The organism is Caulobacter flavus (assembly GCF_003722335.1).
GTDB lineage: Bacteria > Pseudomonadota > Alphaproteobacteria > Caulobacterales > Caulobacteraceae > Caulobacter > Caulobacter flavus.
Window position 1 is genome coordinate 2,690,509 of sequence record NZ_CP026100.1, and the last position, 22,912, is coordinate 2,713,420.

At 69.2% G+C, this 22,912-nt stretch carries 17 protein-coding genes and 1 pseudogene; 9 read left to right on the plus strand and 9 right to left on the minus strand.

Annotated elements, in window-relative coordinates:
• Positions 1 to 12: 12 nt before the first annotated feature.
• The 5 genes from C1707_RS12390 to hutI all read right to left on the minus strand — a co-directional run bounded on the left by C1707_RS12390 (position 13) and on the right by hutI (position 5,953).
• Positions 13 to 555, minus strand: coding sequence for a HutD/Ves family protein (locus tag C1707_RS12390; protein WP_101712634.1), 543 nt, complete (start codon positions 553 to 555; stop codon positions 13 to 15).
• Positions 555 to 2,219: a urocanate hydratase gene (hutU, locus tag C1707_RS12395; RefSeq protein ID WP_101712635.1), complete on the minus strand. Its 1,665-nt coding sequence runs from the start codon at positions 2,217 to 2,219 to the stop codon at positions 555 to 557. Before hutU ends, C1707_RS12390 begins: the two co-directional genes overlap by 1 nt.
• Before the next feature lie 154 nt (positions 2,220 to 2,373).
• On the minus strand, positions 2,374 to 3,201 hold the full coding sequence (hutG, locus tag C1707_RS12400) for an N-formylglutamate deformylase (protein WP_101712636.1): 828 nt from the start codon (positions 3,199 to 3,201) through the stop codon (positions 2,374 to 2,376).
• Entirely contained in the window at positions 3,198 to 4,763 is a 1,566-nt protein-coding gene (gene hutH, locus C1707_RS12405; RefSeq protein ID WP_420808278.1) for a histidine ammonia-lyase, read from the minus strand. The genes hutG and hutH overlap by 4 nt, the downstream gene beginning before the upstream one ends.
• The gene (gene hutI, locus C1707_RS12410; protein WP_101712638.1) at positions 4,745 to 5,953 is read right to left on the minus strand and encodes an imidazolonepropionase; all 1,209 of its coding nucleotides are present in this window, start codon (positions 5,951 to 5,953) and stop codon (positions 4,745 to 4,747) included. The genes hutH and hutI overlap by 19 nt, the downstream gene beginning before the upstream one ends.
• A gap of 214 nt (positions 5,954 to 6,167) precedes the next feature.
• Between hutI and C1707_RS12415 the strand changes: the two genes are divergently transcribed.
• The 5 genes from C1707_RS12415 to C1707_RS12435 all read left to right on the plus strand — a co-directional run bounded on the left by C1707_RS12415 (position 6,168) and on the right by C1707_RS12435 (position 12,527).
• Positions 6,168 to 7,520 carry a formimidoylglutamate deiminase gene (locus tag C1707_RS12415; protein ID WP_240633967.1) on the plus strand — a complete coding sequence of 451 codons (1,353 nt, stop codon included), beginning with the start codon at positions 6,168 to 6,170 and terminating at the stop codon, positions 7,518 to 7,520.
• Complete coding sequence (gene hutC / locus C1707_RS12420; protein WP_101712640.1) at positions 7,517 to 8,224, plus strand: histidine utilization repressor; 708 nt, start codon at positions 7,517 to 7,519, stop codon at positions 8,222 to 8,224. The genes C1707_RS12415 and hutC overlap by 4 nt, the downstream gene beginning before the upstream one ends.
• A gap of 88 nt (positions 8,225 to 8,312) precedes the next feature.
• A complete protein-coding gene (locus C1707_RS12425) occupies positions 8,313 to 8,858 on the plus strand; it encodes a UTRA domain-containing protein (protein ID WP_101712641.1) in 546 nt (181 codons plus the stop codon).
• A gap of 133 nt (positions 8,859 to 8,991) precedes the next feature.
• Positions 8,992 to 10,101 (plus strand): DUF3667 domain-containing protein, encoded by a 1,110-nt coding sequence (locus C1707_RS12430; protein WP_240633924.1) that lies wholly within the window; start codon positions 8,992 to 8,994, stop codon positions 10,099 to 10,101.
• Between the two features lie 188 nt (positions 10,102 to 10,289).
• Positions 10,290 to 12,527: a TonB-dependent receptor gene (locus C1707_RS12435; RefSeq protein WP_101712642.1), complete on the plus strand. Its 2,238-nt coding sequence runs from the start codon at positions 10,290 to 10,292 to the stop codon at positions 12,525 to 12,527.
• A 300-nt stretch (positions 12,528 to 12,827) separates the two neighbouring features.
• On the opposite strand, the gene C1707_RS12440 is transcribed toward C1707_RS12435, so the two are convergent.
• Genes C1707_RS12440 through C1707_RS12450 form a run of 3 tightly spaced genes read right to left on the minus strand, consistent with a single transcriptional unit; the run spans position 12,828 to position 17,191 of the window.
• Positions 12,828 to 13,583 carry an SDR family oxidoreductase gene (locus C1707_RS12440; protein WP_101712643.1) on the minus strand — a complete coding sequence of 252 codons (756 nt, stop codon included), beginning with the start codon at positions 13,581 to 13,583 and terminating at the stop codon, positions 12,828 to 12,830.
• A gap of 51 nt (positions 13,584 to 13,634) precedes the next feature.
• Positions 13,635 to 15,260, minus strand: a complete 1,626-nt coding sequence (locus C1707_RS12445; protein ID WP_101712644.1) for an alpha-L-fucosidase — start codon at positions 15,258 to 15,260, stop codon at positions 13,635 to 13,637.
• Positions 15,261 to 15,262: 2 nt separating this feature from the next.
• On the minus strand, positions 15,263 to 17,191 hold the full coding sequence (locus C1707_RS12450) for a glycoside hydrolase family 97 protein (RefSeq protein WP_240633926.1): 1,929 nt from the start codon (positions 17,189 to 17,191) through the stop codon (positions 15,263 to 15,265).
• Between the two features lie 177 nt (positions 17,192 to 17,368).
• On the opposite strand from C1707_RS12450, the gene C1707_RS12455 reads away from it, so the two are divergent.
• Complete coding sequence (locus C1707_RS12455) at positions 17,369 to 19,822, plus strand: glycoside hydrolase family 3 protein (protein ID WP_101712646.1); 2,454 nt, start codon at positions 17,369 to 17,371, stop codon at positions 19,820 to 19,822.
• A gap of 47 nt (positions 19,823 to 19,869) precedes the next feature.
• Here the strand turns inward: C1707_RS12455 and C1707_RS26735 are convergent.
• A pseudogene (locus tag C1707_RS26735) lies at positions 19,870 to 19,950 on the minus strand (hypothetical protein); the annotation flags it as partial.
• A 28-nt stretch (positions 19,951 to 19,978) separates the two neighbouring features.
• Between C1707_RS26735 and C1707_RS12460 the strand changes: the two are divergent.
• The 3 genes from C1707_RS12460 to ahpC all read left to right on the plus strand — a co-directional run bounded on the left by C1707_RS12460 (position 19,979) and on the right by ahpC (position 22,875).
• A complete protein-coding gene (locus C1707_RS12460; RefSeq protein ID WP_240633927.1) occupies positions 19,979 to 21,916 on the plus strand; it encodes a sialate O-acetylesterase in 1,938 nt (645 codons plus the stop codon).
• Between the two features lie 113 nt (positions 21,917 to 22,029).
• Positions 22,030 to 22,209, plus strand: a complete 180-nt coding sequence (locus C1707_RS12465; protein WP_101712647.1) for a hypothetical protein — start codon at positions 22,030 to 22,032, stop codon at positions 22,207 to 22,209.
• Positions 22,210 to 22,311: 102 nt separating this feature from the next.
• Positions 22,312 to 22,875: an alkyl hydroperoxide reductase subunit C gene (gene ahpC / locus C1707_RS12470; protein ID WP_101712648.1), complete on the plus strand. Its 564-nt coding sequence runs from the start codon at positions 22,312 to 22,314 to the stop codon at positions 22,873 to 22,875.
• Positions 22,876 to 22,912: the final 37 nt, after the last annotated feature.

The following is a 22,912-nucleotide window of genomic DNA, read 5'->3' on the forward strand; positions in this document are numbered from 1 at the left end:
CTGACGCCAGGGTCAGGCCGGATCGACGCCGATCAGCAGCAAACGCCCGTCCATGGTCAAGGTTGCATCGCGATCGACGATCAGGGCGTCTTCGGCTTCCAGGGAGAGGCTGTTCACCCGGGCGGGCGCCAGGGCGACCAGCACGGTGACGGCGCTGGCGGCGACCATGGTCTCCACCCCGTCCATCCGCCGTACGACACCGCGCCAACGGCCACGCCGGACCATCAGGTTGAGGTCGCGGACCGGACCGCCGTCCAGCATCGCCGAAGCCGGCGCGTCGCCGGGGAAGGGCAGGGGCGGCGAGGCGTCGTCGAGCACGACCTCGCCCTGTCCCTCGACCGTCAGCCGCAGGCCGGCGCCGGCGATCACCGTCAGCACGCGGTCGACGCCCGGAAACACCGAGAACGGCCCCGGCGCGGCGACCTGGGCGATGCTCAGCCGCCAGTCGAAGGCGTCGAGCCCTGTCCCCGGCGGCTCGGCGGCGATCTCCCAGGTCGTCCCGCCGCCGTTCTTCCACGGGCTCGGCGTGCGGTCGGCGGCGGGGAGCAGGCGCACTACAGGATGCCCGGCAGGTCCAGCCCGTGCTCGCGGGCGCAGTCCCTGGCGATGTCGTAGCCGGCGTCGGCGTGGCGCATGACGCCGGTGGCCGGGTCGTTCCACAGCACCCGCTCGATGCGCTTTGCGGCCGCGTCGGTGCCGTCGCAGACGATGACCATGCCCGAGTGCTGCGAGAAGCCCATGCCTACCCCGCCGCCGTGGTGCAGCGACACCCAGGTGGCGCCCGAGGCGGTGTTGAGCAGGGCGTTCAGCAGCGGCCAGTCCGACACCGCGTCCGAGCCGTCCATCATCGCCTCGGTCTCGCGGTTGGGCGAGGCGACCGAGCCCGAGTCGAGGTGGTCGCGGCCGATCACGACGGGGGCCTTCAACTCGCCTTTGGCGACCATCTCGTTGAAGGCCAGGCCCAGGCGGTGACGATCGCCCAGACCCACCCAGCAGATGCGGGCGGGAAGGCCTTGGAACTTGATCCGCTGGCCGGCCATGTCGAGCCAGTTGTGCAGGTGCGGATTGTGGGGGATCAGCTCTTTGACCTTGGCGTCGGTCTTGGCGATGTCTTCCGGATCGCCCGACAGTGCGGCCCAGCGGAACGGTCCGATCCCCCGGCAGAACAGCGGGCGGATATAGGCCGGCACGAAGCCGGGGAAGTCGAAGGCGTTCGTCACGCCTTCCTCCAGGGCCATCTGGCGGATGTTGTTGCCATAGTCGACGGTCGGCACGCCGGCGGCCTGGAAGTCGAGCATGGCCTGGACGTGCACGGCCATCGAGGCGCGGGCGGCCTTGTCGACGCTGGCCGGATCACGCGCCTTGGCGTCCGCCCACTGGTCCAGGGTCCAGCCGGCCGGCAGATAGCCGTTGATCGGGTCGTGGGCGCTGGTCTGGTCGGTCAGCAGGTCGGGACGGATGCCGCGCTCGAACATCCGCGGCAGCAGTTCGGCGGCGTTGCCCAGCAGGCCGACCGAGATCGGGGTCTTGTCGGCGCACGACTGCTCGATCCAGGCCAGGGCCTCGTCCAGGTCGGTGGTGGATTTGTCGAGATAGCCGGTGCGCAGTCGCATCTCGATGCGCGAGGGCTGGCATTCGATGGCCAGGCACGAGGCCCCGGCGAACACCGAGGCCAGCGGCTGGGCGCCGCCCATGCCGCCCAGGCCCGCCGTCAGCAGCCACTTGCCCGACAGGTCGCCGGCATAGTGCTGGCGGCCCATCTCGACGAAGGTCTCGTAGGTGCCCTGCACGATGCCCTGGGCGCCGATATAGATCCACGAGCCGGCGGTCATCTGGCCGTACATGGCCAGGCCCTTCCGATCGAGCTCGTTGAAGTGCTCCCAGTTGGCCCAGCGCGGCACCAGGTTGGAATTGGCGATCAGCACGCGCGGCGCGTCGGCATGGGTGCGGAACACGCCGACCGGCTTGCCCGACTGCACCAGCAGGGTCTGGTCGTCCTCCAGCCGGCGCAGGGTCTCGACGATCTTGTCGTAGCTTTCCCAGTCACGCGCCGCGCGGCCGATGCCGCCATAGACCACCAGCTCCTCCGGCCGCTCGGCGACGTCGGGGTGCAGGTTGTTCATCAGCATCCGAAGGGGCGCTTCGGTCAGCCAGGATTTGGCGGTGAGCGCCGTGCCGGTGGCCGGGCGGATGACGCGGGTGTTGTCGAGGCGGGTCATGGATGACGGGTCTCTGTCTGGACGGATTTGAGCGCTCCTCCCCCGCTTGCGGGGGAGGGGGACCACGAAGTGGTGGAGGGGGCGAGACTGGGCTCGGCGCTTGCGGTCGCCCCCTTCGTCACGACGCTGACGGCGTCGCGCCACCTCCCCCGTTTCACGGGGGAGGAGCGGGTGTGGCGAAGTCCACGCAGGCCTTCAGCACGTCGCCGAGCACGCTGCGCATCGGCGCTGCCTTCTGCGGGCGGTAGGGCGAGGGCCAGGACTGCGGGGTGATGCGGGGCGAGGGATCGTCGATATAGCCGCGGCAGGCCAACTCCATCTGGATGGCGTGGATGCCGCGCTCGGGCTTGCCGTAGTGGCGGGTGATCCATCCGCCCTTGAAGCGGCCGTCGGTCACCATCGGCTGGCCCGAGGCCTCGCAGGCGGCCTCGACGGCAGCGGTCAGGGCCTGGTCGCAGCTCTTTCCCGAGTTCGTTCCGATGTTGAACACCGGCAGCTCGCCCGGGAACAGCCGCGGCGCGCGCGAGCGGATCGAGTGGGCGTCGTACAGCACGACCTTGCCATGCAGCGCCAGCAGGCGGTCGATCTCGGCCCGCAGGGCGGCGTGGTAGGGGGCGAACCAGCGCTCGCGGCGGGCGGCGATCTCGGCCTCGTCCGGCTCCTGGCCGTCGGCGTAGAGCCGCTCGCCGTCGAAGGTGTCGGTGGGGCACAGCGCTGTGGTGGCCATGCCCGGGTAGAGCGAGGCGCCCGACGGGTCGCGATTGACGTCGATCACCGTGCGCGACAGGCAGGTGCGCACCGTCGTCGCGCCCAGGTCGTCGGCGAAATTGTAGAGCCGCTCCACCCACCAGTCGGCGTCCTTGCGGGCCAGCCAGGGCGAGACCAGGCGCTTTTCGATCTCGTCGGGGATGTACGACCCCGAGTGGGGAATGCTGACGATCAGGGGCGCGTCGCCGCGCCAGACTTCCAGCCAGTCGTTCATGTGGTCGCTCCGGGCAAGGGAACGCCGGCCGCCGCGCTCACTACCGCGCCAGTCCGCACGAGGATGTTGGCCGCTTCCATGTCGGGATGGAAGTGACGGTCGTCCGACAGGTGCGGCACCTTCGCCCGCACCGTGCTCCGCACCGCCTCGAGGGCGGTGCTGGACGTCAGCGGCGCGTGGAAGTCGCAGCCCTGCGCGGCGGCCAGCAGTTCAATGCCGATCACCGCCGTCGCGTTCTCCACCATCGACAGCAGGCGGCGGGCGCCGTGGGCGGCCATCGACACGTGGTCTTCCTGATTGGCCGAGGTCGGGATGGAGTCGACGCTGGCCGGATAGGCCTTCTGCTTGTTCTCCGACACCAGGGCGGCGGCCGTGACCTGCGGGATCATGAAGCCGGAGTTGAGGCCGGGCTTGGGCGTCAGGAAGGCCGGCAGGCCCGACAGCGCCGGGTCGACCAGCATGGCGATGCGGCGCTCGGCGATCGAGCCGATCTCGCAGACGGCCAGGGCGATCATGTCGGCGGCGAAGGCCACCGGCTCGGCGTGGAAGTTGCCGCCCGACAGCGCCTCGTCGGCGCCATTATTAGTGTCTTTTGGGAAGATCAGCGGGTTGTCGGAGACGCCGTTGGCCTCGGTGGCCAGGGTCGTCGCCGCCTGGCGCAGCACGTCCAGGGCCGCGCCCATCACCTGCGGCTGGCAGCGCAGGCAGTAGGGGTCCTGCACGCGCTCGTCCTCCTTCAGGTGCGAGGCGCGGATGCCGGACGACGCCATCAGGCCGCGCAGCGATGCGGCGGTCTCGATCTGGCCGGCGTGGCGGCGCAGGGCGTGGATGCGCGGATCGAACGGGGTGTCCGAGCCCTTGGCGGCCTCGGTCGACAGGGCGCCGGTGATCAGGGCCGACTGGAACAGCACCTCGGCCTCGAACAGGCCGGCCAGGGCGTTGGCGGTCGAAAACTGGGTGCCGTTGAGCAGGGCCAGACCTTCCTTGGGGCCCAGCTCGACGGGGGCGAGGCCCGCGCGGGCCAGGGCTTCGAGAGCGGGCTTCCGCACGCCGCCGACGTCGATCTCGCCCACCCCGATCATGGTCGCGGCCATGTGCGACAGCGGCGCCAGGTCGCCCGAGGCGCCGACCGAACCCTGGCTGGGCACAACCGGCGTCAGGCCCAGTTCCAGCATGGCTTCGAGCAGCTTCACCGTCTCGACCCGCACGCCCGAGGCGCCTTGCGCCAGGCTGGCCAGCTTCAGGGCCATCATCAAGCGGATCACCGAAACCGGCGAGGGCTCGCCCGTGCCGGCGGCGTGAGACAGCACGATGTTTCGCTGCAGGGTGGCCAGGTCTTCGTCGCCGATGCGCACGCTGGCCAGTTTCCCGAAGCCGGTATTGATGCCGTAGACCGGCTCGCCCTTGGCCAGGATGCGGGTCACCGCCGCCGCGCTCTCCGCGATCACCGGCCAGGCGCCGTCGGCCAGACGGGCGGCCGCGCCGCGATAGACGGACTTCCACTGGGCGAGGCTGACCTCGCCGGGATGCAGGACTTCGGTGTTCACGAGGCGGCGCTCCAGACGCGCGCATGGAGCGGATTGAAGCCCATGCGGTAGACAAGTTCGGCGGGACGCTCGACGTCCCAGATGGAAAGATCGCAGGCCTTGCCGGCCTCCAGCGTGCCCCGGTCGGCCAGCACGCCGAGCGCCCGGGCGGCCTCGCGGGTGACGCCGGCCAGGCACTCGTCCACCGTCAGGCGGAATAGAGTGGCGGCCATGTTCATGGTCAGCAGCAGGCTGGTCAGCGGCGAGGTGCCGGGGTTGCAGTCGGTCGCCAGGGCCATGGCCACGCCGGCCGTACGCAGAGCGTCGATCGGCGGCAGCTTCGTCTCGCGCACGAAGTAATAGGCGCCGGGCAGCAGCACCGCCGTCGTCCCGGCCTTGGCCATGGCCGCGATCCCGGCCTCGTCGAGATGTTCGAGATGATCGGCCGACAGCGCGCCGAACTCGGCGGCCAGCGCCGCGCCGTGCAGGTTCGACAGCTGCTCGGCGTGCAGCTTCACGGGCAGGCCGTGGGCGCGGGCGGTTTCGAACACGCGGCGGATCTGGGCGGGCGAGAAGCCGATGCCCTCGCAGAAGCCGTCCACCGCATCGGCTAGGCCTTCGGCAGCGACGGCGGGGATCATCTCTCGACAGACGAGGTCGACATAGCTGTCGGCATCGCCCTTGAACTCCGGCGGCAAGGCGTGGGCGCCGAGGAAGGTGGTCTTGACCGAAACCGGCCGGGCCTTGGCCAGCGCGCGGGCGGCGCGCAGGCTCTTGAGTTCATGCTCTAGCGACAAGCCGTAGCCGGACTTCACCTCGATCGTCGTCAGGCCCTCGGCGATCAGGGCGTCCAGGCGGGGCAGGGCGGCGGCGACCAGCTGCTCCTCGGTCGCCTCGCGCGTGGCCTTCATGGTCGAGACGATGCCGCCGCCGGCCCGGGCGATCTCCTCGTAGGATGCACCGGCCAGCCGCAGTTCGAACTCGTGGGCGCGGTCGCCGCCGAAGATCAGGTGGGTGTGTGGATCGATCAGGCCGGGCGTGATCCAGCGGCCGTCGCAGTCGACGGTCTCGGCGGCGTCGAAGGCCGGGGCGTCGGCGGCGGGGCCGGCATGGACGATCCTGCCGTCCCTGGCGGCGATCACGCCGTCCTCGACGACACCGAGACCGGGCGCGCCTTCGGCGAGGGTCGCAAGCCGGGCCTTGATCCAAACCCGATCGCACCGCATCGCCAGCGCCTCCCGTGACGTCTTGAGTCGTGCTCCGCGACCCTTGCGGCGCGGTTCAATATGTATAGACATATTCGCGAGCGACGAGGATTGTCCAGTGAGCGACGCCGAGAATCTTGACGCCCCCGAACCGGCGACCCCTGAGACCGAGGGGGGCGCCATCGACGCGCCGAGCGAGCCCGTCCGCCAGGCGCAGCCGGAAACGCCGCGCGACATCGTGGTGTGGTGCGAGAGCGCGCTGCTGGCCGACGGCTGGGCCAAGGGCGTGCGCCTGACCCTCTCGGAAGGCCGCGTCGCCCGCATCGACACCGACGTCGCGGCCGGTTCCGAGCCCCGCCTCGGCGCGGCCCTGCCGGGCATGCCCAACCTGCACAGCCACGCCTTCCAGCGGGCGATGGCGGGCCTGACCGAAGCGCGGGGCGAGGGGAGCGACAGCTTCTGGACCTGGCGCGAGCTGATGTACCGCTTCGTCGAGCGGCTGGACCCCGACGCCCTGCAGGCCGTCGCCGCCATGGGCCAGGTCGAGATGCTGGAGAGCGGCTTCACCCGCGTCGGCGAGTTCCACTACCTGCACCACGATCGTGACGGCGCGGGCTTCGACAACCCGGCCGAGATGGGCGCGCGGCTCGCCGCCGCGGCGGAAGTGACGGGCATCGGCCTGACCCTGCTGCCGGTGTTCTACGCCCACTCGGGCTTCGGCGGCGCCGCGCCGGGCGAGGGCCAGAAGCGCTTCGTCACCGACGTCGACGGCTATGCCCGCCTGATGGAGGCCAGCCGCGCCGCCGTCGCAGGCCTGCCCGACGCGGTGGTCGGCATCGCCCCCCACAGCCTGCGCGCGGTCACCGCCGACGAGCTGACCGCCATCACGCCGCTCGCCGCCGGCGGGCCGGTTCACATCCACATCGCCGAGCAGACGAAAGAGGTCGACGACTGCCTGGCCGCCACGGGCCAGCGACCCGTGCGCTGGCTGATGAACCACGCGGACGTCGGCAAGTCGTGGTGCCTGGTCCACGCCACCCACATGAACGCGATGGAGACCGAGCGCCTGGCCAAGAGCGGCGCGGTGGCCGGCCTGTGTCCGATCACCGAGGCCAACCTCGGCGACGGGGTCTTTCCGGCGCACGACTATCAGGCGGCAGGCGGGGCCTTCGGGATCGGCTCGGACAGCAATGTTCTGATCGACGCGGCCGAGGAGCTGCGGGTGCTGGAATATTCCCAGCGCCTGACCCGCCGGGCCCGCAACGTGCTGGCGGGCGGCCCTGGGCGCTCGACCGGCGGCGAGCTGTGGCGCGCGGCCGTGGCCGGGGGCAGCCAGGCCCTGGGCGCGGGCCGCCCTGGCCTGCGTCGCGGAGCGCCGGCCGACTTCGTGACCCTGGACCGCGACCATCCGGCCATCGTCGGGCGCAGCGGCGACGCGCTGGTCGACAGCCTGGTGTTCGCCGGTCGTCACGGCGCGATCGACAGCGTCTGGCGGGCGGGACGTCCCGTCGTCTCCGGCGGCCGCCACCGGCATCGCGACGCCATCGCCGAGCGCTATCGCCAGGTGCTCGAGAGCCTGCTGTCGTGACCGTCCCGCTGCACCAGCGCATCCGCGACGAGATCGAGGGTCTCATCCGTTCGGGCGCCTGGGCGCCCGGCCACCGCGCGCCGTCCGAGAGCGAGCTGATGGCCCAGTACGGCTGCTCGCGGATGACCGTGAACAAGGCGATGTCGGCCCTGGCCGAGGCGGGCCTGATCGTGCGCCGTCGCCGCGCAGGCTCGTTCGTTGCCCGGCCCAAGGTGCACTCGACGGTCCTCGACATCCCCGACATCCAGGCCGAGATCACCGCGAGGGGCGAGACCTACGCCTTTCTCCTGCTGGCCGCCGAGCGCCGCTCCGCCGATCCCGACGACGGCGACGAAATTGAACTGGCGGGCGAGGGCGACCTGATCGTCCTGCGCGGCCTGCACGTGGCCGGCGGCCGGCCTTTCGCGCTGGAGGACCGGCTGATCAGCCTGTCGGCGGTGCCCGAGGCGGCCGCCGCCGACTTCGCCGTCGAGCCGCCCGGCGCCTGGCTGTTGAACCACGTGCCGTGGACGGAAGCGGAAAGCCGCATCAGCGCCGTGGGAGCCGAGGCGGCCGTCGCCGAACTGCTGGCGCTGGATGTCGGCACGGCGCTGCTGGCCGTCGAGCGCCGCACCTGGCGAGCCGGCGAGCCGGTCACCCGCGTGCGCCAGCTGTTCCCTGGCGAGGCCTACGACCTGGTGGCGCGGTTCGGTCCGGCCCGCTGATCACCCTTGGCGTTAACGACTGCCGATCTACACCTTGGCGCGAACGGGCGCCGGGGGCGGCGTCCGCACGGCCGGGGGGAAGCTTCTCATGACCAGTTCGTCCAACACCGCGTCCGAAACCGCCGGCGTCCTGCACCTGCCGGGCCTGGACCTGTGGGACGGCATGGCCGATCCGCCTCGTCACGAAGTCCAGATCCTGGACGTGGTCCACCGCATGTTCGACTTCAACCTCGACCGGACCAACACCGAGGATCGGAGGGTCCTGCACCTGCGCGCCCTGCACCTGCTGGACGGCCAGCCCGTGCTGCTGGAGCGGCGGGTCATGCAGGACAGCCTGGTGTTCGCGGCGATGGGCTCGTCGCAGCGCGCCTTCGCCGATCCGCTGGGCGCCTGGAACGCCATGCCCGGCGTCGCCGTCGGAAACGCCAAGTTCGGCTTCGACGACACCCGCGCCGTGCCTTGTCCGGCCGAGGAGGCGGCGCTTCTGCAAGGCAGGGTCGGGGAACCCGCCCTGGTCCACCGGCACGAGGCGGCCGACCACGGCCACCAGATGTTCTTCACCGTCGAGCAGTGGTCGGTCCGGATGAAGCAGCGCACGCTCGAGGGCAGGGTCTACTGGGACTATCTGGACTGACGCCCGCCGAACGGGCGAAGCGGGCAGGATCGCCGATCGAGACCGTTCCCCAGGTGCATGCACGTCCAAGCTGTCGTACATCAGCACGCGAGGGCGGGCTGAATCGCGCTCGGGGCGTGCGTGGGGACGTGGCGTGAAGGAAGTCGAGGCGATCACCGGCGGGGCGCTGGGCGGTTGGATGGCGCGGTTCAGGTCGGATGGCCGTTCGGCCCACCCCGCGCCGCCGCCGGGCACGAAGTGCGACAACTGCGAGACCGAACTGGCCGGGCATTTCTGCCACGCCTGCGGCCAGGAAGCGTCGGACCATCACAAGTCGATCTTCCACGTCACCTGGGAAGCCATCGAGGGGATGTTCCACTTCGACGGCCGCCTGTGGCGCACCCTGCCGTGGCTGTTCTTCCGTCCCGGCACGCTGAGCCGCGAGTATCTCGACGGCAAGCGGGCTCGGCACGTGCCGCCGTTCCGCCTGTTCCTGGTCTCGCTGCTGCTGTTCATCCTGTCGGCCGAGGTGGTGATCCACAAGGCGATGCACGACGCCCAGCACAAGCCTGGCGCTGGCGGCGGCCACGCGGCCGAAGCCCCGCACGGCGAGGCCAAGGGCGCGGCCGCCGCGCACGGCCCAGCCAGGACCGACGAGCACGGCAAGGCCGCGCCGCCGAACATCAACAACAGCGTGCGGGCCATTCCCGGCGAGGTCACCAACGACATCCAGCAGCAGATGAAGGAAGGCGGCCTGCTCTCCGACGGCGTCGACGCCAACGGCAAGCGCACCTTCATCGACCTGGGCGACGTCGAGCCGACCGAACGGGCCAAGATGCAGTGGTTCAACACCCAGCTGAACAAGGTCGTGGACACCCCCGGCTACTTCGTCGCCGTGGTGTTCGGCTGGGGTCACCGCCTGGCCGTGTTCCTGCTGCCGATCCTCGCCCTGTCGCTGGGCGCCTGCTACTTCTATCGCCGCAAGTTCTACATGTACGACCACCTGATCGTGTCGATGAACTACCTGTCGTTCATCTTCCTGCTGTGGGCGGCGGTGATGATCCTGCCCGCGCCCGTGCGCGATTTCGGCATCCTCGTGGCCCTGCTGTGGGCGCCGGCGAACCTGTTCATGACTCTGCGCGGCGTCTACGCCTCCAACGTGTTCGGCGCCCTGCTCAAGACCACCATCGTCTGGTTCTCCGCCCAGTTGGCCTTCGTGTTCCTGCTGGCGGGTCTGCTGTGGCTGGGGCTGTCGCAGATATAGCGGCGTTCTGCCGGTTTATTGTTCGCGGACGGACTTTATCCCCGTTCGTCCGCGGCGGGTGTCATGACAGTTTTGCACGCGGCTGATATCCGAACGCCGTGATGCGGAAATAATCAACAACCGCAGACACTTCCACGTAAAAAGGGGATTACTTCGTGTCCAAGACCACGTTTGGCCGGTCGGCGCTCATGCTGACCAGCGCGCTCGGCGCGCTCGCGTTCGGCGCCGTCGCCAACGCTCAGGAAGCTTCTGACTCCACCAGCCTCGAAGAGATCATCGTCACCGCCGAGCGCCGCTCGGTGAATCTGCAGGATACGCCGCTGTCGGTCGCCGTGGTCGGCGGCGCGGACCTGCGCGCCATGCAGGCCGGCGGCGACGACATCCTGGCCCTGGCCGGCCGCGTGCCCGGTCTCTACGCCGAGACCACCACGGGTCGCATCTTCCCGCGCTTCTACATCCGGGGCCTGGGCAACATCGACTTCTACCTCGGCGCCTCGCAGCCGGTGTCGATCATCCAGGACGAGGTTGTCCTCGAGCACGTGGTGCTGAAGTCGAACCCGGTGTTCGACGTCCAGCAGGTCGAAGTGCTGCGCGGCCCGCAAGGCTCGCTGTTCGGCCGCAACACCACCGCCGGCATCATCAAGTTCGACACCGCCAAGCCGACCCAGACCCTGCAGGGCCAGGCCCAGGCCTCGTACGGCAGCTACAACACCGCCACCTTCGACGGCGGCATCGGCGGCCCGATCGTGGCCGACAAGCTGGCCTTCCGCGTCTCGGCCCTCTACCAGCACCGCGACGACTGGGTGGACAACACCTTCACCGGGACCAGCGCCGACGGCACCAAGACGCCGCAGAGCGACGCCATGGGCGGCTTCGACGAGCGCGACCTGCGCCTGCAGATCCTGGCGACCCCGACCGAGCAGCTGTCGGTCCTGGCCTCGGCCCACGTGCGCCAGTACGAGGGCACCTCGACCCTCTTCCACCGCAACGGCCTGAAGAAGGGCTCCAACAGCACCTCCTACGCCGAGCGCGACAAGGTCGCCTACGACGAGGCGGTCAACAATCCGCAGGCCTACGACACGGCCGGCGCCTCGCTGAAGATCGACTACGACCTGGGCGGCGTGAAGCTGACCTCGATCAGCGCCTACGAGACCACCGACGGCTACAGCCGCGGCGACACCGACGGCGGAGCGGCCGCCAACTACGGCGGCGTGGGCTTTGGCCAGTCGCAGGGCGCGGTGAAGGATCTCGACCAGATCAGCCAGGAAATCCGCCTCGCCAGCACCACCGACGGCGCCCTGAAGTGGCAGGTCGGCGGCTTCTATTTCGACAGCCGCGACATCACCAACTTCTACCAGCGCGCCTTCTTCGTCCGCACCAACCCCAACAACTGGGTGTCGCTGGAGAACATCAACACCTCGTGGGCGGTGTTCGGCCAGGTCAGCTACGACGTCACTCCGAACCTGACGGTCACGGCCGGCGCACGCCAGACCGACGACACCAAGAAGACCCGCCTGCTGAAATCGGCCGACACGGCCACGGGCGCGGTCACCTACACCGGCCGCCGCTATGTGAAGCTGTCCGACAGCCAGCCCAGCTGGGACCTGTCGGCGCTGTACAAGGTGACCGGCGACGTCAGCGTCTACGCCCGCGTCGCCCGCGGCTTCCGCGGTCCGACCATCCAGGGCCGCTCGGCCGTGTTCAACGCCGACTTCACCACCGCCGACTCCGAGACGATCCTGTCGTGGGAAGCCGGCTTCAAGAGCCAGCTGTTCGACAACACCCTGCGCCTGAACGCCTCGGCCTTCACCTACAAGGTCGAGGACATCCAGCTGAACGGCAACGACAGCAACGGCAACGGCGTGCTGTTCAATGCCGACAAGGCCGAGGCCTACGGCATGGAGGCCGAGGCCCAATGGCGCCCGATCGCCAACCTGACCCTGACCGCCGGCCTGTCGCTGCTGCACAGCGAGATCAAGGACAAGCGCGTCTACGCCCAGGTCTGCGCGCTCAATGGCGTGGTGGTCTGCACCGTGCAGAACCCGACGATCACGGTCGGCACGAACGTGTTCGCCCAGATCGACGGCCAGCCGCTGCCGAACGCGCCGGAGTACAACGTCGACTTCACCGCCCGCTACGAGCACCCGCTCGGCAACGGCGGTGCGCTGTTCGCGGCCACCGACTGGAACGTGCAGGGCTACACCAACTACGTCCTCTACAAGACCGAGGAGTTCTACTCCAAGGGCAACTTCGAGGGCGGGCTGAAGCTCGGCTACACCGCTCCCGGCGGCGCCTACGAGGTGGCCCTGTTCGGCCGCAACATCACCAACGAGAAGAACCTCAAGGGCGTGATCGAGAACTACATGGCCTCGGTCTTCAACGAGCCGCGCATCGTCGGCGTCTCGGTCAGCGCCAAGCTGCGTTGATCTGATCCGTTACTGATCTGAAGAGCGCCCTCCGAGCTTCGGCTCGGAGGGCGTTTTTCGTTGGGAAGGCCCCCTCAGTCGCTCCGCGACGGCTCCCCCAGAGGGGGAGCATCTGCGGCGTAGATCCTCCCCCTCTGGGGGATCGTTGCATAATGGGGTAAAACGAGAACGACTTTCCCCTTTTGATTCCGAACTGTTCTCGAACGGATTCTGGTCTGTTCTTCGACGTTCCGAATTTCGCAACAGTCCCCCTCTGGGGGAGGTGGCCCAGAGGGCCGGAGGGGGCTCGCCGTCGGCGAGCTACAGCGACTGCCCGTCGTCCACCGTGAACACCGACCCCGTCACCGCCCGCGAGGCGTCCGACACCAGGTAGAGCGCCGTGGCCTCCAGGTCGCTGGTGTCCATCAGCCGTTTCCTCGGGAAGCCGGCGACCAGCTTTTGTCCGCCCTCGCTGTCGAACCAGGCATCGTTGAGCTCGGTGCGGATGTAGCCGGGGCACAGGACGTTGACGTTGATGCCGACCCGCGCCCACTCGCGCGCCAGGCTCTTGCCCATGTGGGCCGTGGCGGCCTTGGACGCGCAGTAGGCGGTGATGCCCGGCAGCACCTTGTGCGCGCCGATCGAGGCCACCAGCAGCACCCGGCCGCGCGCCTCGACGCCGGCCTTGATCATCCGCCGCGCGCCCTCGCGGGCGGTCAGGAACACGCCCCGGGTGTTGACCCCCAGGATCTTGTCGAAGTCCTCGATGGCGATGTCCAGCGCCGAGGCGCGGACATTGATGCCGGCGTTGGCGATCACCGCGTCGGGCGCGCCCCAGGCGGCCTCGACCGCGTCGTAGGCGGCGATCACCGAGGCCTCGTCCTCGACGTCCATGGAGACGGCCAAGGCGGTCCCGCCGGCCGCCTCGATCTCGCCGACCAGGGCCGCCAGCTTGTCGGCGCGGCGGGCGGCGACCGCCACCCGGGCGCCGGCGCTGGCGGCGGCCAGGGCCAGGTTCGCGCCGATGCCCGACGAGGCGCCGGTGATCAGCACGGTGCGGCCGGAAAGGTCGGTCATGGCGGTATGCTCCCTCGAGTTCTCGAGGGAGCATACGGTTGTTTGAAAGGCTTAGGCCAGCCCCGGCCCTTCGATCTTCACCACTGGGGTGAAGGCGGGGCGACGTTCGGGCAGGGTGATCTTCAGGCCCTTGCCGTCGCGGACGAAGGACAGGGGATCGCCGCCCAACAGCGAGACCTTCCGCACCTCGCCGGCGGCGTGTGGCGCGCCCACGGCCAAGCTCTCGATGACCATTTCGCGGCCCGGCTCGACCAGAGGTAGGGCGTAGAGCGCGCCGGCCTTGGTGGTGAAGCGGATGTCGCGGGCCTCGAACGGCTTGGCGTCGCCTTCGTTCTGCATGCCTTCCACCAGGCGCGTGGGACCCACGCCATAGATCCTCCACGGACGGGTCGAATAGATCGCCTCGCCGTTGACGCCGATCCAGCCGGCCATGTCGGCCAGGACCTGGGCCTCCTTGTCGTCGATCGAACCGTCGCCGCGCTGGGGGATCGACAGCATCAGCGTGCCGTTCTTGCTGACCACGTCGGTCAGGCGCTGGATCACGTCCTTGGCCGTCTTGTAGCCGTTCCGCTCGTAGAGGCCCCGGTCGTAGTGCCAGTTGCCGATGCAGGTGTCGGTCTGCCAGGGCTCGTCGCGCAGGCGGTCGGAAAAGCCGCGCTCGACGTCCTCGACGATCGCCTTGCGCTGGAAGGCGGTCAGCTTCTTGCCGGTCACCACCACGTCGGTGCGGCCGGTCTGGCGCACGGCGTTGTTGTAGAAGTGCGCTGTCGCCTCGAGCCCCGCCTGGCCCAGCGGCAGGGCGTAGTTGTCGAAATAGACCATGTCGGGCTTGTAGCGGTCGACGAGGTCGTTCTGGCGCAAGAGCCAGTTGCGCACGAAGGCGGGGTTGTTCGGCGGCGGGGTCTCCAGCCACTCGCCGTCGTTCTTGTCGTGCCAGGCGTTGGCCTGCGCGATCGAGTTCATCCCGTCGGGGATGACCATGTTGGGGCCGGTGTAGAGCTCTTGCGGATCCAGGCCCTCCCACCATTTGCCCTTGCCGTCGGCCTTGCGCAGGCGGAAGGCGTCGTAGCGCTGGCCCTTCAGCGGCCCCTCGGCGTCGTAGCCATAGGCCGTCTGCCACCAGTGCCAGGCGTGGGCGGCGTGGTTGGAGACGGCGAACTTCAGGCCGTGGCGGCGGGCGACCTTCTCCCAGGTCCCGACGATGTCGCGCTTGGGACCCACGCGCGTCGAGTTCCAGGCGTGATGGCGGCTGTCGAACAGGTCGAGATTGTCGTGGTGATTGGCCATCGACATGAAGAACTTCGCGCCGGCGGCGACATAGGTCTTCATCAGGGCCTCGGGATCCCAGGCCTCGGCGTTCCAGCGCGGGATGAACTCCATGAACCCGAACTGCGTCGGGTGCCCGTAGGTCTTCACGTGGTGTTCGTAGAAGGGGTTGCCCTGCTGGTACATCTGCCGGCCGTACCAGTCGCCGTATTCGGGCACGCACTGCGGGCCCCAGTGCGACCAGATGCCGAGCTTGGCGTCGCGGAACCAGTCGGGCGTCTTGTAGCCCGCCGCCAGCGACTCCCAGCTGGCCTTGAACGGCCCGCGTGACGCGGCCAGGGCGGGCGAGGCGGCGAGGCCGGCGGTCGCGCCCAGAAGCGCGCGGCGGGTGAAGGGCATGGGCGAACTCATGGCTACTGGACCGGCGTCAGGCGCACGGCCGCGCCGCCGCTGGCGGCGAGTTTCAGGGTCAGGGTCGAGGCGGCGGAGACCTCGGGGTTCGAAGTCCTGAGGCTGGTCGGGGTCGCGCCGTCCTCGCGGACGTCGGCCTTCCACGAGCCCTTGCCCAGGAAGGCGAGGGGAACCTTCACCGTCCGGGCGGTCTCGTTGTTGAGCGCGCCGACCCACCACTCGGCGCCCTTGCGGCGAGCCACCACGATCGACTGTCCGATCTCGCCGGTCACGTAGCGCACCTCGTCCCAGGTGGTGGGCGTGGCGGTGGCGAAGTCCAGGCCCTGCGGGCTCTCGGCATAGGTGTCGGGGCTGTCGGCGACGATGGCGAACGGGCTGTCATAGACCACGAACATGCCCAGGGCCTGGCCGCGTGTAGTTTGCACGAAGGGCAGCTTGTCGCGCGGCTCGAACTTGTCGGGCGTCACGTTGCGGAAGCCGCCGGGGGTGTAGTCCATCGGGCCCAGCAGCAGGCGGGTATAGGCCAGCATGACGTTGTGGGACGCGGTGATCCGCGCGCTCCACTTGTTGTACTCGGCCCCCAGCACGCCTTCCTGGGTCAGGTAGTGTGGATAGGTCCGGATCAGGCCCGTGGGGTGATAGGCGCCGTGCAGGTCGACCATCAGGTGGTGCTCGGCGGCCTTCTTCAGCAGGCGGTGGTAGAAGTCGACCATCGCTTGATCGTCGCGGTCCATGAAGTCGACCTTGATCCCCTTGATCCCCCACTTCTCGTAGAGGGGCAGGGCCTCGTCCATCTGGGCGTCCAGCGCCTTCCAGTTCAGCCAGAGCCAGATCCCGACCTTCCTGTCCTGGCCGTAGGAAATCAGGCCGGGCAGGTCGAGCTCGGGCTTGGGGCGGGTGACGTCGACGCCCGGCCGCACCACCGAGGCGCCGCCCGCCCCGACGTTCCAGCCCTCGTCGATCAGCATGTATTCCAGGCCGTTGGCCGAGGCGAAGTCGATATAGGCCTTGATGGTCTGCGGGTTCATGCCAGCCTCGGGCACGGCCTTCAGCGAGGGCCCGTTCCACCAGTCCCAGGCGGCCTTGCCGGGCTTGATCCAGCCGGTGTCGGCGACCACCGACGGCGCGCTCAGCGTGGTCAGCAGGGTGTTCTCGACCAGCTGGCCGGCCTTGGGCGCGATCATGATCACCCGCCAGGGCGAGACGACGTCGGCGCCCAGCCGGGTCTTGACCGCCGTGCCCGAGCCGTCGAGGCGCGGCGACAGCTTGACCGACAGGCCCAGCCGCCCGTCGCCCCGTCCGGTCAGGTACATTCCCGCCCAGTCCTTGAGGTCGGCCTCGGCGATCGCGAAGGCGGCGTTATCGCCCTGGCAGACCAGCGGCGCGTCGAACAGGTTGTGCTCGCGGAACATCGAGGCCTGGACGGCGTCGAACTCGCCCTCGTGGCTGGTGCCGAACTTGCCGAGGTTGAGGCCAAAGCAGCCGTAGTCCCTGGGGAACGAGAACCCCGTCACCTCGTCGTTGACGTTCGCAGCCGCCGTCGCCTCCTGCTGGGGCAGCACGTAGCGGAAGGCCACGCCCTGGTCGTATGCCCGGAACACGACCCGCAGCCTGCGGCCGCTTTCTTCTTGGAAGTCGACGGTCAGTTCGTTGCGCGCCTGGGCCACGTGGCTGACCTTGGCGGCGGGCAGGTCGTAGGCATCCTGGCCGCTGGTCGTCTCGGCGCCGACGATCTTGACGCCGTAGGACAGGCGGCCGCCTTTCGACAGCTCCAGGCCCAGACCCGAGGGCGCGATCAGGGTCCTGCCCTTGTAGGCGACGGCGTAGCGGGCCTGTCCCGACTCGTCGGAGACTTGGATCGAGATCGCGCCGTCAGGGGAGGAAAGGGTGCGGGTTTCGGCCGAGGCTTTTGCGCCATACAGCGCTGTCAATGTGGCTCCAGCCAGCAAAGCGCTTCGAACGACCCCCATTGCAACGTCTCCCTAAAATTCGTTGTCTCGGTGTTTGTCGTATTAATTAGACCGTGTATGCATCGGCGTCGAGCTTTCGATACCGGTAACATCCAGGCGGCTTCCAGACCGCCGATAAGCAAGGAAGAGCGGGGGAGCATGAACACCAGGACCCTGACCATCGCCCTTATGGCGACCACCCTTCTGTCGGCTCCGGCCTTCGCCGCCGACGGTCCCAGGAGCACTGCCCATCCGGCCCTGTGGCCTGCGGCCAAGAGCCAGGGCCTGGTCGATCCGGCCACCGAGGCCTTCGTCGACGGCCTGCTGGCCAAGATGACGCTGGAGGAGAAGGTCGGCCAGATGATCCAGGCCGACACGGCCTCGATCAAGGCAGAGGACCTGAAGACCTATCCGCTGGGCTCGATCCTGGCGGGCGGCAGCTCGCCGCCGCTGGGCGCGCCCGACCGTTCGCCGGTCGGCCCGTGGGTCGACACCGTCAAGGCGTTCCGCGACGCCGCCGCCCAACGCGGCGGGACCAACATTCCGCTGATGTTCGGCATCGACGCCGTGCACGGCAACAACAACCTCGTCGGCGCCACGCTCTTCCCGCACAACATCGCCCTGGGGGCTGCCCGGGATCCCGAACTGATCCGCAGGATCGGCGCCGCCACGGGCCAGGAGACAGCGGTGTCAGGCTTCGACTGGGCCTTCGGTCCGACCCTGGCCGTGCCGCGCGACGACCGCTGGGGCCGCAGCTACGAGGGCTATTCGGAAGACCCGCAGATCGTCCGCCAGTACGCCCGCGAGATGATCCTGGGCCTGCAAGGCGCCGTCAGCGAAGGCCAGGCCCTGCAGAAGGGCCACGTGGCGGCCAGCGCCAAGCACTTCCTGGGCGACGGCGGCACCACCAACGGCAAGGACCAGGGCGACACCCAGGTTTCCGAAGCCGAGCTGATCCGCCTGCACGCCCAGGGCTACGTCCCGGCTATCAACGCCGGGACCATGACCATCATGGCCTCGTTCAACAGCTGGAACGGCCAGAAGATGCACGGCAACAAGTCGCTGCTGACCGACGTGCTGAAGGGCCGCATGGGCTTCGACGGCTTCGTCGTCGGCGACTGGAACGGCCACGGCCAGGTCGAGGGCTGCACGCCGACCAACTGCGCCCAGGCCGCCAATGCGGGTCTCGACATGTACATGGCCCCCGACAGCTGGAAGGGCCTCTACGACAACCTGCTTGCCCAGGCCAAGTCGGGCGAGGTGCCGATGGCCCGCATCGACGACGCCGTGCGCCGCATCCTGCGGGTGAAGGCCAAGCTGGGCCTGTTCCGCGCCGATCGTCCGTGGGAGGGCCGCGAAGGCGTGCTCGGAAACGCCGACCACCGCGCCATCGCCCGCGAGGCCGTGGCCAAGTCGCTGGTGCTGCTGAAGAACGACGGCGTCCTGCCGATCAAGGCCAGCGCGAAGGTGCTGGTCGCCGGCTCGGGCGCCGACGACATCGGCCAGCAGTCGGGCGGCTGGACGCTGTCGTGGCAGGGCACGGACAACAAGAACAGCGACTTCCCCAACGCCCAGTCGATCTATTCGGGCTTCAAGGACGCGGTCGAGGCTTCGGGCGGCAGCGCGACGCTCAGCGTCGACGGCTCGTTCAGCGACAAGCCCGACGTGGCCGTCGTGGTGTTCGGCGAGCAGCCCTACGCCGAGGGCGTGGGTGACCTGAAGACCCTCGAGTATCAGCCGGGCGACAAGACCGACCTGGCCTTGCTCAAGAAGCTGAAGGCCGCCGGCGTGCCGGTGGTGGCGGTGTTCCTGTCGGGCCGCCCGCTGTGGGTGAACCCGGAGCTGAACGCCTCGGACGCCTTCGTGGCCGCCTGGCTGCCCGGCTCGGAAGGCGGTGGGATCGCCGACGTGCTGGTCGGCGACGCCGCCGGCAAGCCGCGCCGCGACTTCAACGGCAAGCTGTCGTTCAGCTGGCCCAAGACCGCGGCCCAGACCTCGTTGAACAAGGGCGACAAGAGCTATTCGCCGCTGTTCGCCTACGGCTACGGCCTGTCCTACGCCAAGCCGGGCAGGGTGGCCAAGCTTTCGGAAGTCTCGGGCGTCACCGCCATCGCGGCCAACGACAGCTACTACTTCGTCGGCGGCAAGACCCCAGCGCCGTTCGAGTTCCGCCTGCTGCCGACCACCTCGGTGCACATCAAGCCGGTCGACGCGGGCAACGTGCAGGAGGCCGGCCGCCAGCTGACCTTCGCCGGCGGCGTGCCTGCCGCGGCCGAGATCGCCGCCGACAAGGCCTTCGACCTGACCTTCCAGACCAACGCCGAGATCGCCCTGCAGGTGAACTGGCGCGTCGACGCCGCCCCGTCGGCCAGGACCACCCTCTCCATCGGCGCCGGCAAGCTCGACGTCACCTCGGTTCTGACCGGCGCCAAGGCCGGCGAGTGGACCAGCCTGAAGGTGCCGCTGAAGTGCTTCCAGGCCGCCGGCACGGACGTCACCAAGATCGAGGCCCCGTTCTCGCTGGCCACGGCCGGAACCCTGACGGTCTCGATCAGCGGCGTGAAGCTGACCACCGACCCGACCGGTACGACCTGCCCGGCCAAGGCGGACTAGACCTACAAGACCAAGAGGTCGTCATCCCGGAAGCCTCGCAGAGGCTATCCGGGACCCAGGGGCCGGCGCACTGCGGTCGCCCCTGGGTCCCGGCTCTTCGCTGTGCTCCGGCCGGGATGACGACTTGAGTTGTTGTTAAAGCAGCGGAGACATCGCGTGCGCCTGACCCGTCACCTGCTCGCCGGGGCCGCCGCCCTGGCCTTCGCCGCTCCCGCCGCCGCCGCGCCGCTGCTGGCCTCGGTGTTCACCGACCACGCGGTGCTCCAGCGCGACAAGCCGATCGCCGTCTGGGGCGTCGCCGCGCCCAACGCCGTCGTCGCCCTCGATCTCTCCGGCGAGCAGGGCCTGGCGAATGCCGACGCCAAGGGGCGGTGGGTCGCCTTGCTGGACGCCCGCCCGGCGACCGGGACGCCGCTGACGCTGACGGTGAAGGCCGGCGCCGAGACCCAGACGATCTCCGACCTGCTGATCGGCGACGTCTGGCTGTGCTCGGGCCAGTCGAACATGGAATATCCGCTGCGCCGCGCCCTCAACGGCGAGGCCGAGGCGGCCGCCGCGACCGATCCGCACGTGCGCCTGCTGCAGACCGGCCGCACCAGCCTGCCTTATCCGACGGACAAGCTTCCGGTCCAGGCCGTCTGGAAGACGTCAAGCTACGAGACCGCCAACAACTTCTCGGCCGCCTGCTTCTTCATGGGCCGCGACATCCGAAAGGCGGCTGGCGTGCCCGTCGGCCTGATCGACGCCACCTGGGGCGGCTCGATCATCCAGGACTGGATCAGCGGCCCGGGCCTGAAGGCGCTGGGCGGCTACGACGAGGGCCTGTCGGTTCTGGCCGATTACGCCAAGGATCCGGTCAAGGGCATGGCCCGCTGGGGCGCGATGCTCGATCGCTGGGCCGCCAGGGTCGAGCCGCACGCGGCCAACTGGGCCAAGCCCGATTTCGATGACCGCGCCTGGGCGACCATGCCGGCCGAGCAGTTCTGGGAGACCAATCCGGGCCTGGAAACCTTCGACGGCACGATCTGGCTGCGCGCCGAGGTCACCCTGACCAAGGCCCAGGCGGCGCAGGCCGCGACCCTGGTGCTGGGGCCGGTCGACGACATCGACACCAGCTTCGTCAACGGCCGCCAGGTCGGCTCGCAGGAGGGCTGGGACGTCAAGCGCGCCTACGCCGTGCCGGCCGGCACGCTGAAGGCTGGTCGCAACGTCGTCGCCGTGCGCGCCGTCGACGTGGGCGGCGGCGGCGGGGCCTGGGGTCCGGCCCAGGACAAGGGCCTGAAGCTGGCCGACGGTTCGTTCGCGCCGCTGGGCGGAACCTGGCGCTACAAGGTCTCGACCAGGCTGTCTGACACCGGCCTGCCGCCCCACGCCCCGTGGCTGGGGACCTCGGGCCTGTCGACCCTGCACAACGGCATGATCGCCCCGCTGGCGCCCTACGGCGTCAAGGGCTTCGCCTGGTATCAGGGAGAGGCCAACGTCACCGAGGCCAAGGAGTACGCGCGGCTGATGCCGGCCCTGATCGCCGACTGGCGCCGGGCCTTCGATGCACCGGACGCGCCGTTCCTGATGGTGCAACTGGCCGCCTTCGGCCCGCAGGTCAACAAGCCGGGCGTCTCGCGCTGGGCCGAGCTGCGCGACGTCCAGCGCCGCACGGTCGCGGCCGATCCCAACACGGGTCTGGCCTCTGCCGTCGATCTCGGCTCGCCCTATGACATCCATCCGGCCGACAAGCTGCAGGTCGGCCTTCGCCTCGGCGGCCTGGCCAGGAAGCTGGCCTATGGCGAGACGGCCCTCAACGCCTCCGGACCCGCGCCGGTCTCGGCCGCCCGAGACGGCGCCGAGGTGGTGGTCACGCTGGACCAGCCGGCTGTCGCGTACGGATCGGGGCGCCCTGCAGGATTCGAACTCTGCGACTCCGCCGAGTCGTGCCGCTTCGTCGACGCCAGCCTGGACGGCGACAAGGTCCGCCTGACGGTTCCGGCCGGCTACGCCGCCGTGAAGGTCCGCTTCGCCTGGGCCGACAGCCCGGTGCTGAACCTGTTCGGCGCCAACCGCCTGCCGGCGACGCCATTCGAACTGCCGGTGAGGTAAGGGCATCCCAAACCCCTCTCTCGATGAGAGGGGGATTTTCTGCTCCAGTCCCGCTCGTTAACCAGCAACCCCTTGCGGCGTAAGGCTTTCCCTCTTCGGAAGGAGCCCGCCGCTTGACCGACCGCACCTGCGAAGAACTGATCGGACTTTGGCGAGCGGTGTTCGGCGAGGCGCCGCCGATCTCCACCGATCCGGGCCTCACCGCAGAGGTCTTGGTGCGCTGCCTGCCCGCCGCCGAACCCTATGCGCCACAAGCGCCCGCCATGGCTCAGCTCGAGCGAAAGGCGTCCTGAAATGGAGATAGGCTCGATCTATCTTCGGAACTGATTTTATCGATTGGACCTATTTGCTGCATCGCGATACCTACGACGCATCCTTTTCCAACGGAGCGTCCCATGTCGCTGATCAACACCGAGATCAAACCCTTCACCGCCCAGGCCTACAAGGACGGCAAGTTCGTCACGGTCAGCGACGCCGACACCAAGGGCAAGTGGTCGGTCTTCTTCTTCTACCCGGCCGACTTCACCTTCGTCTGCCCGACCGAGCTGGAAGACCTGGCCGACAACTACGACGTCTTCACCCGCCTGGGCGTCGAGATCTACGCCGTGTCGACCGACACCCACTTCTCGCACAAGGCCTGGCACGACAGCTCGCCGGCCATCGGCAAGATCAAGTACACCATGGTCGGCGACCCGTCGGGCGCGATCACCAACAACTTCGAAATCATGCGTCCGGGCATCGGCCTGGCCGATCGCGGCACCTTCCTGGTCGACCCGCAAGGCGTGATCCAGTTCATGGAAGTCACCGCCGAAGGCATCGGCCGCAACGCCATCGAACTGCTCCGCAAGATCAAGGCCGCCCAGTACGTGGCCTCGCACCCGGGCGAAGTCTGCCCGGCCAAGTGGGAAGAGGGTGAAAGGACCCTGGCTCCCTCGCTCGACCTCGTCGGCAAGATCTAAGACTGACTGCCGCGTCGCCGCCCGTCATCGGACGGGC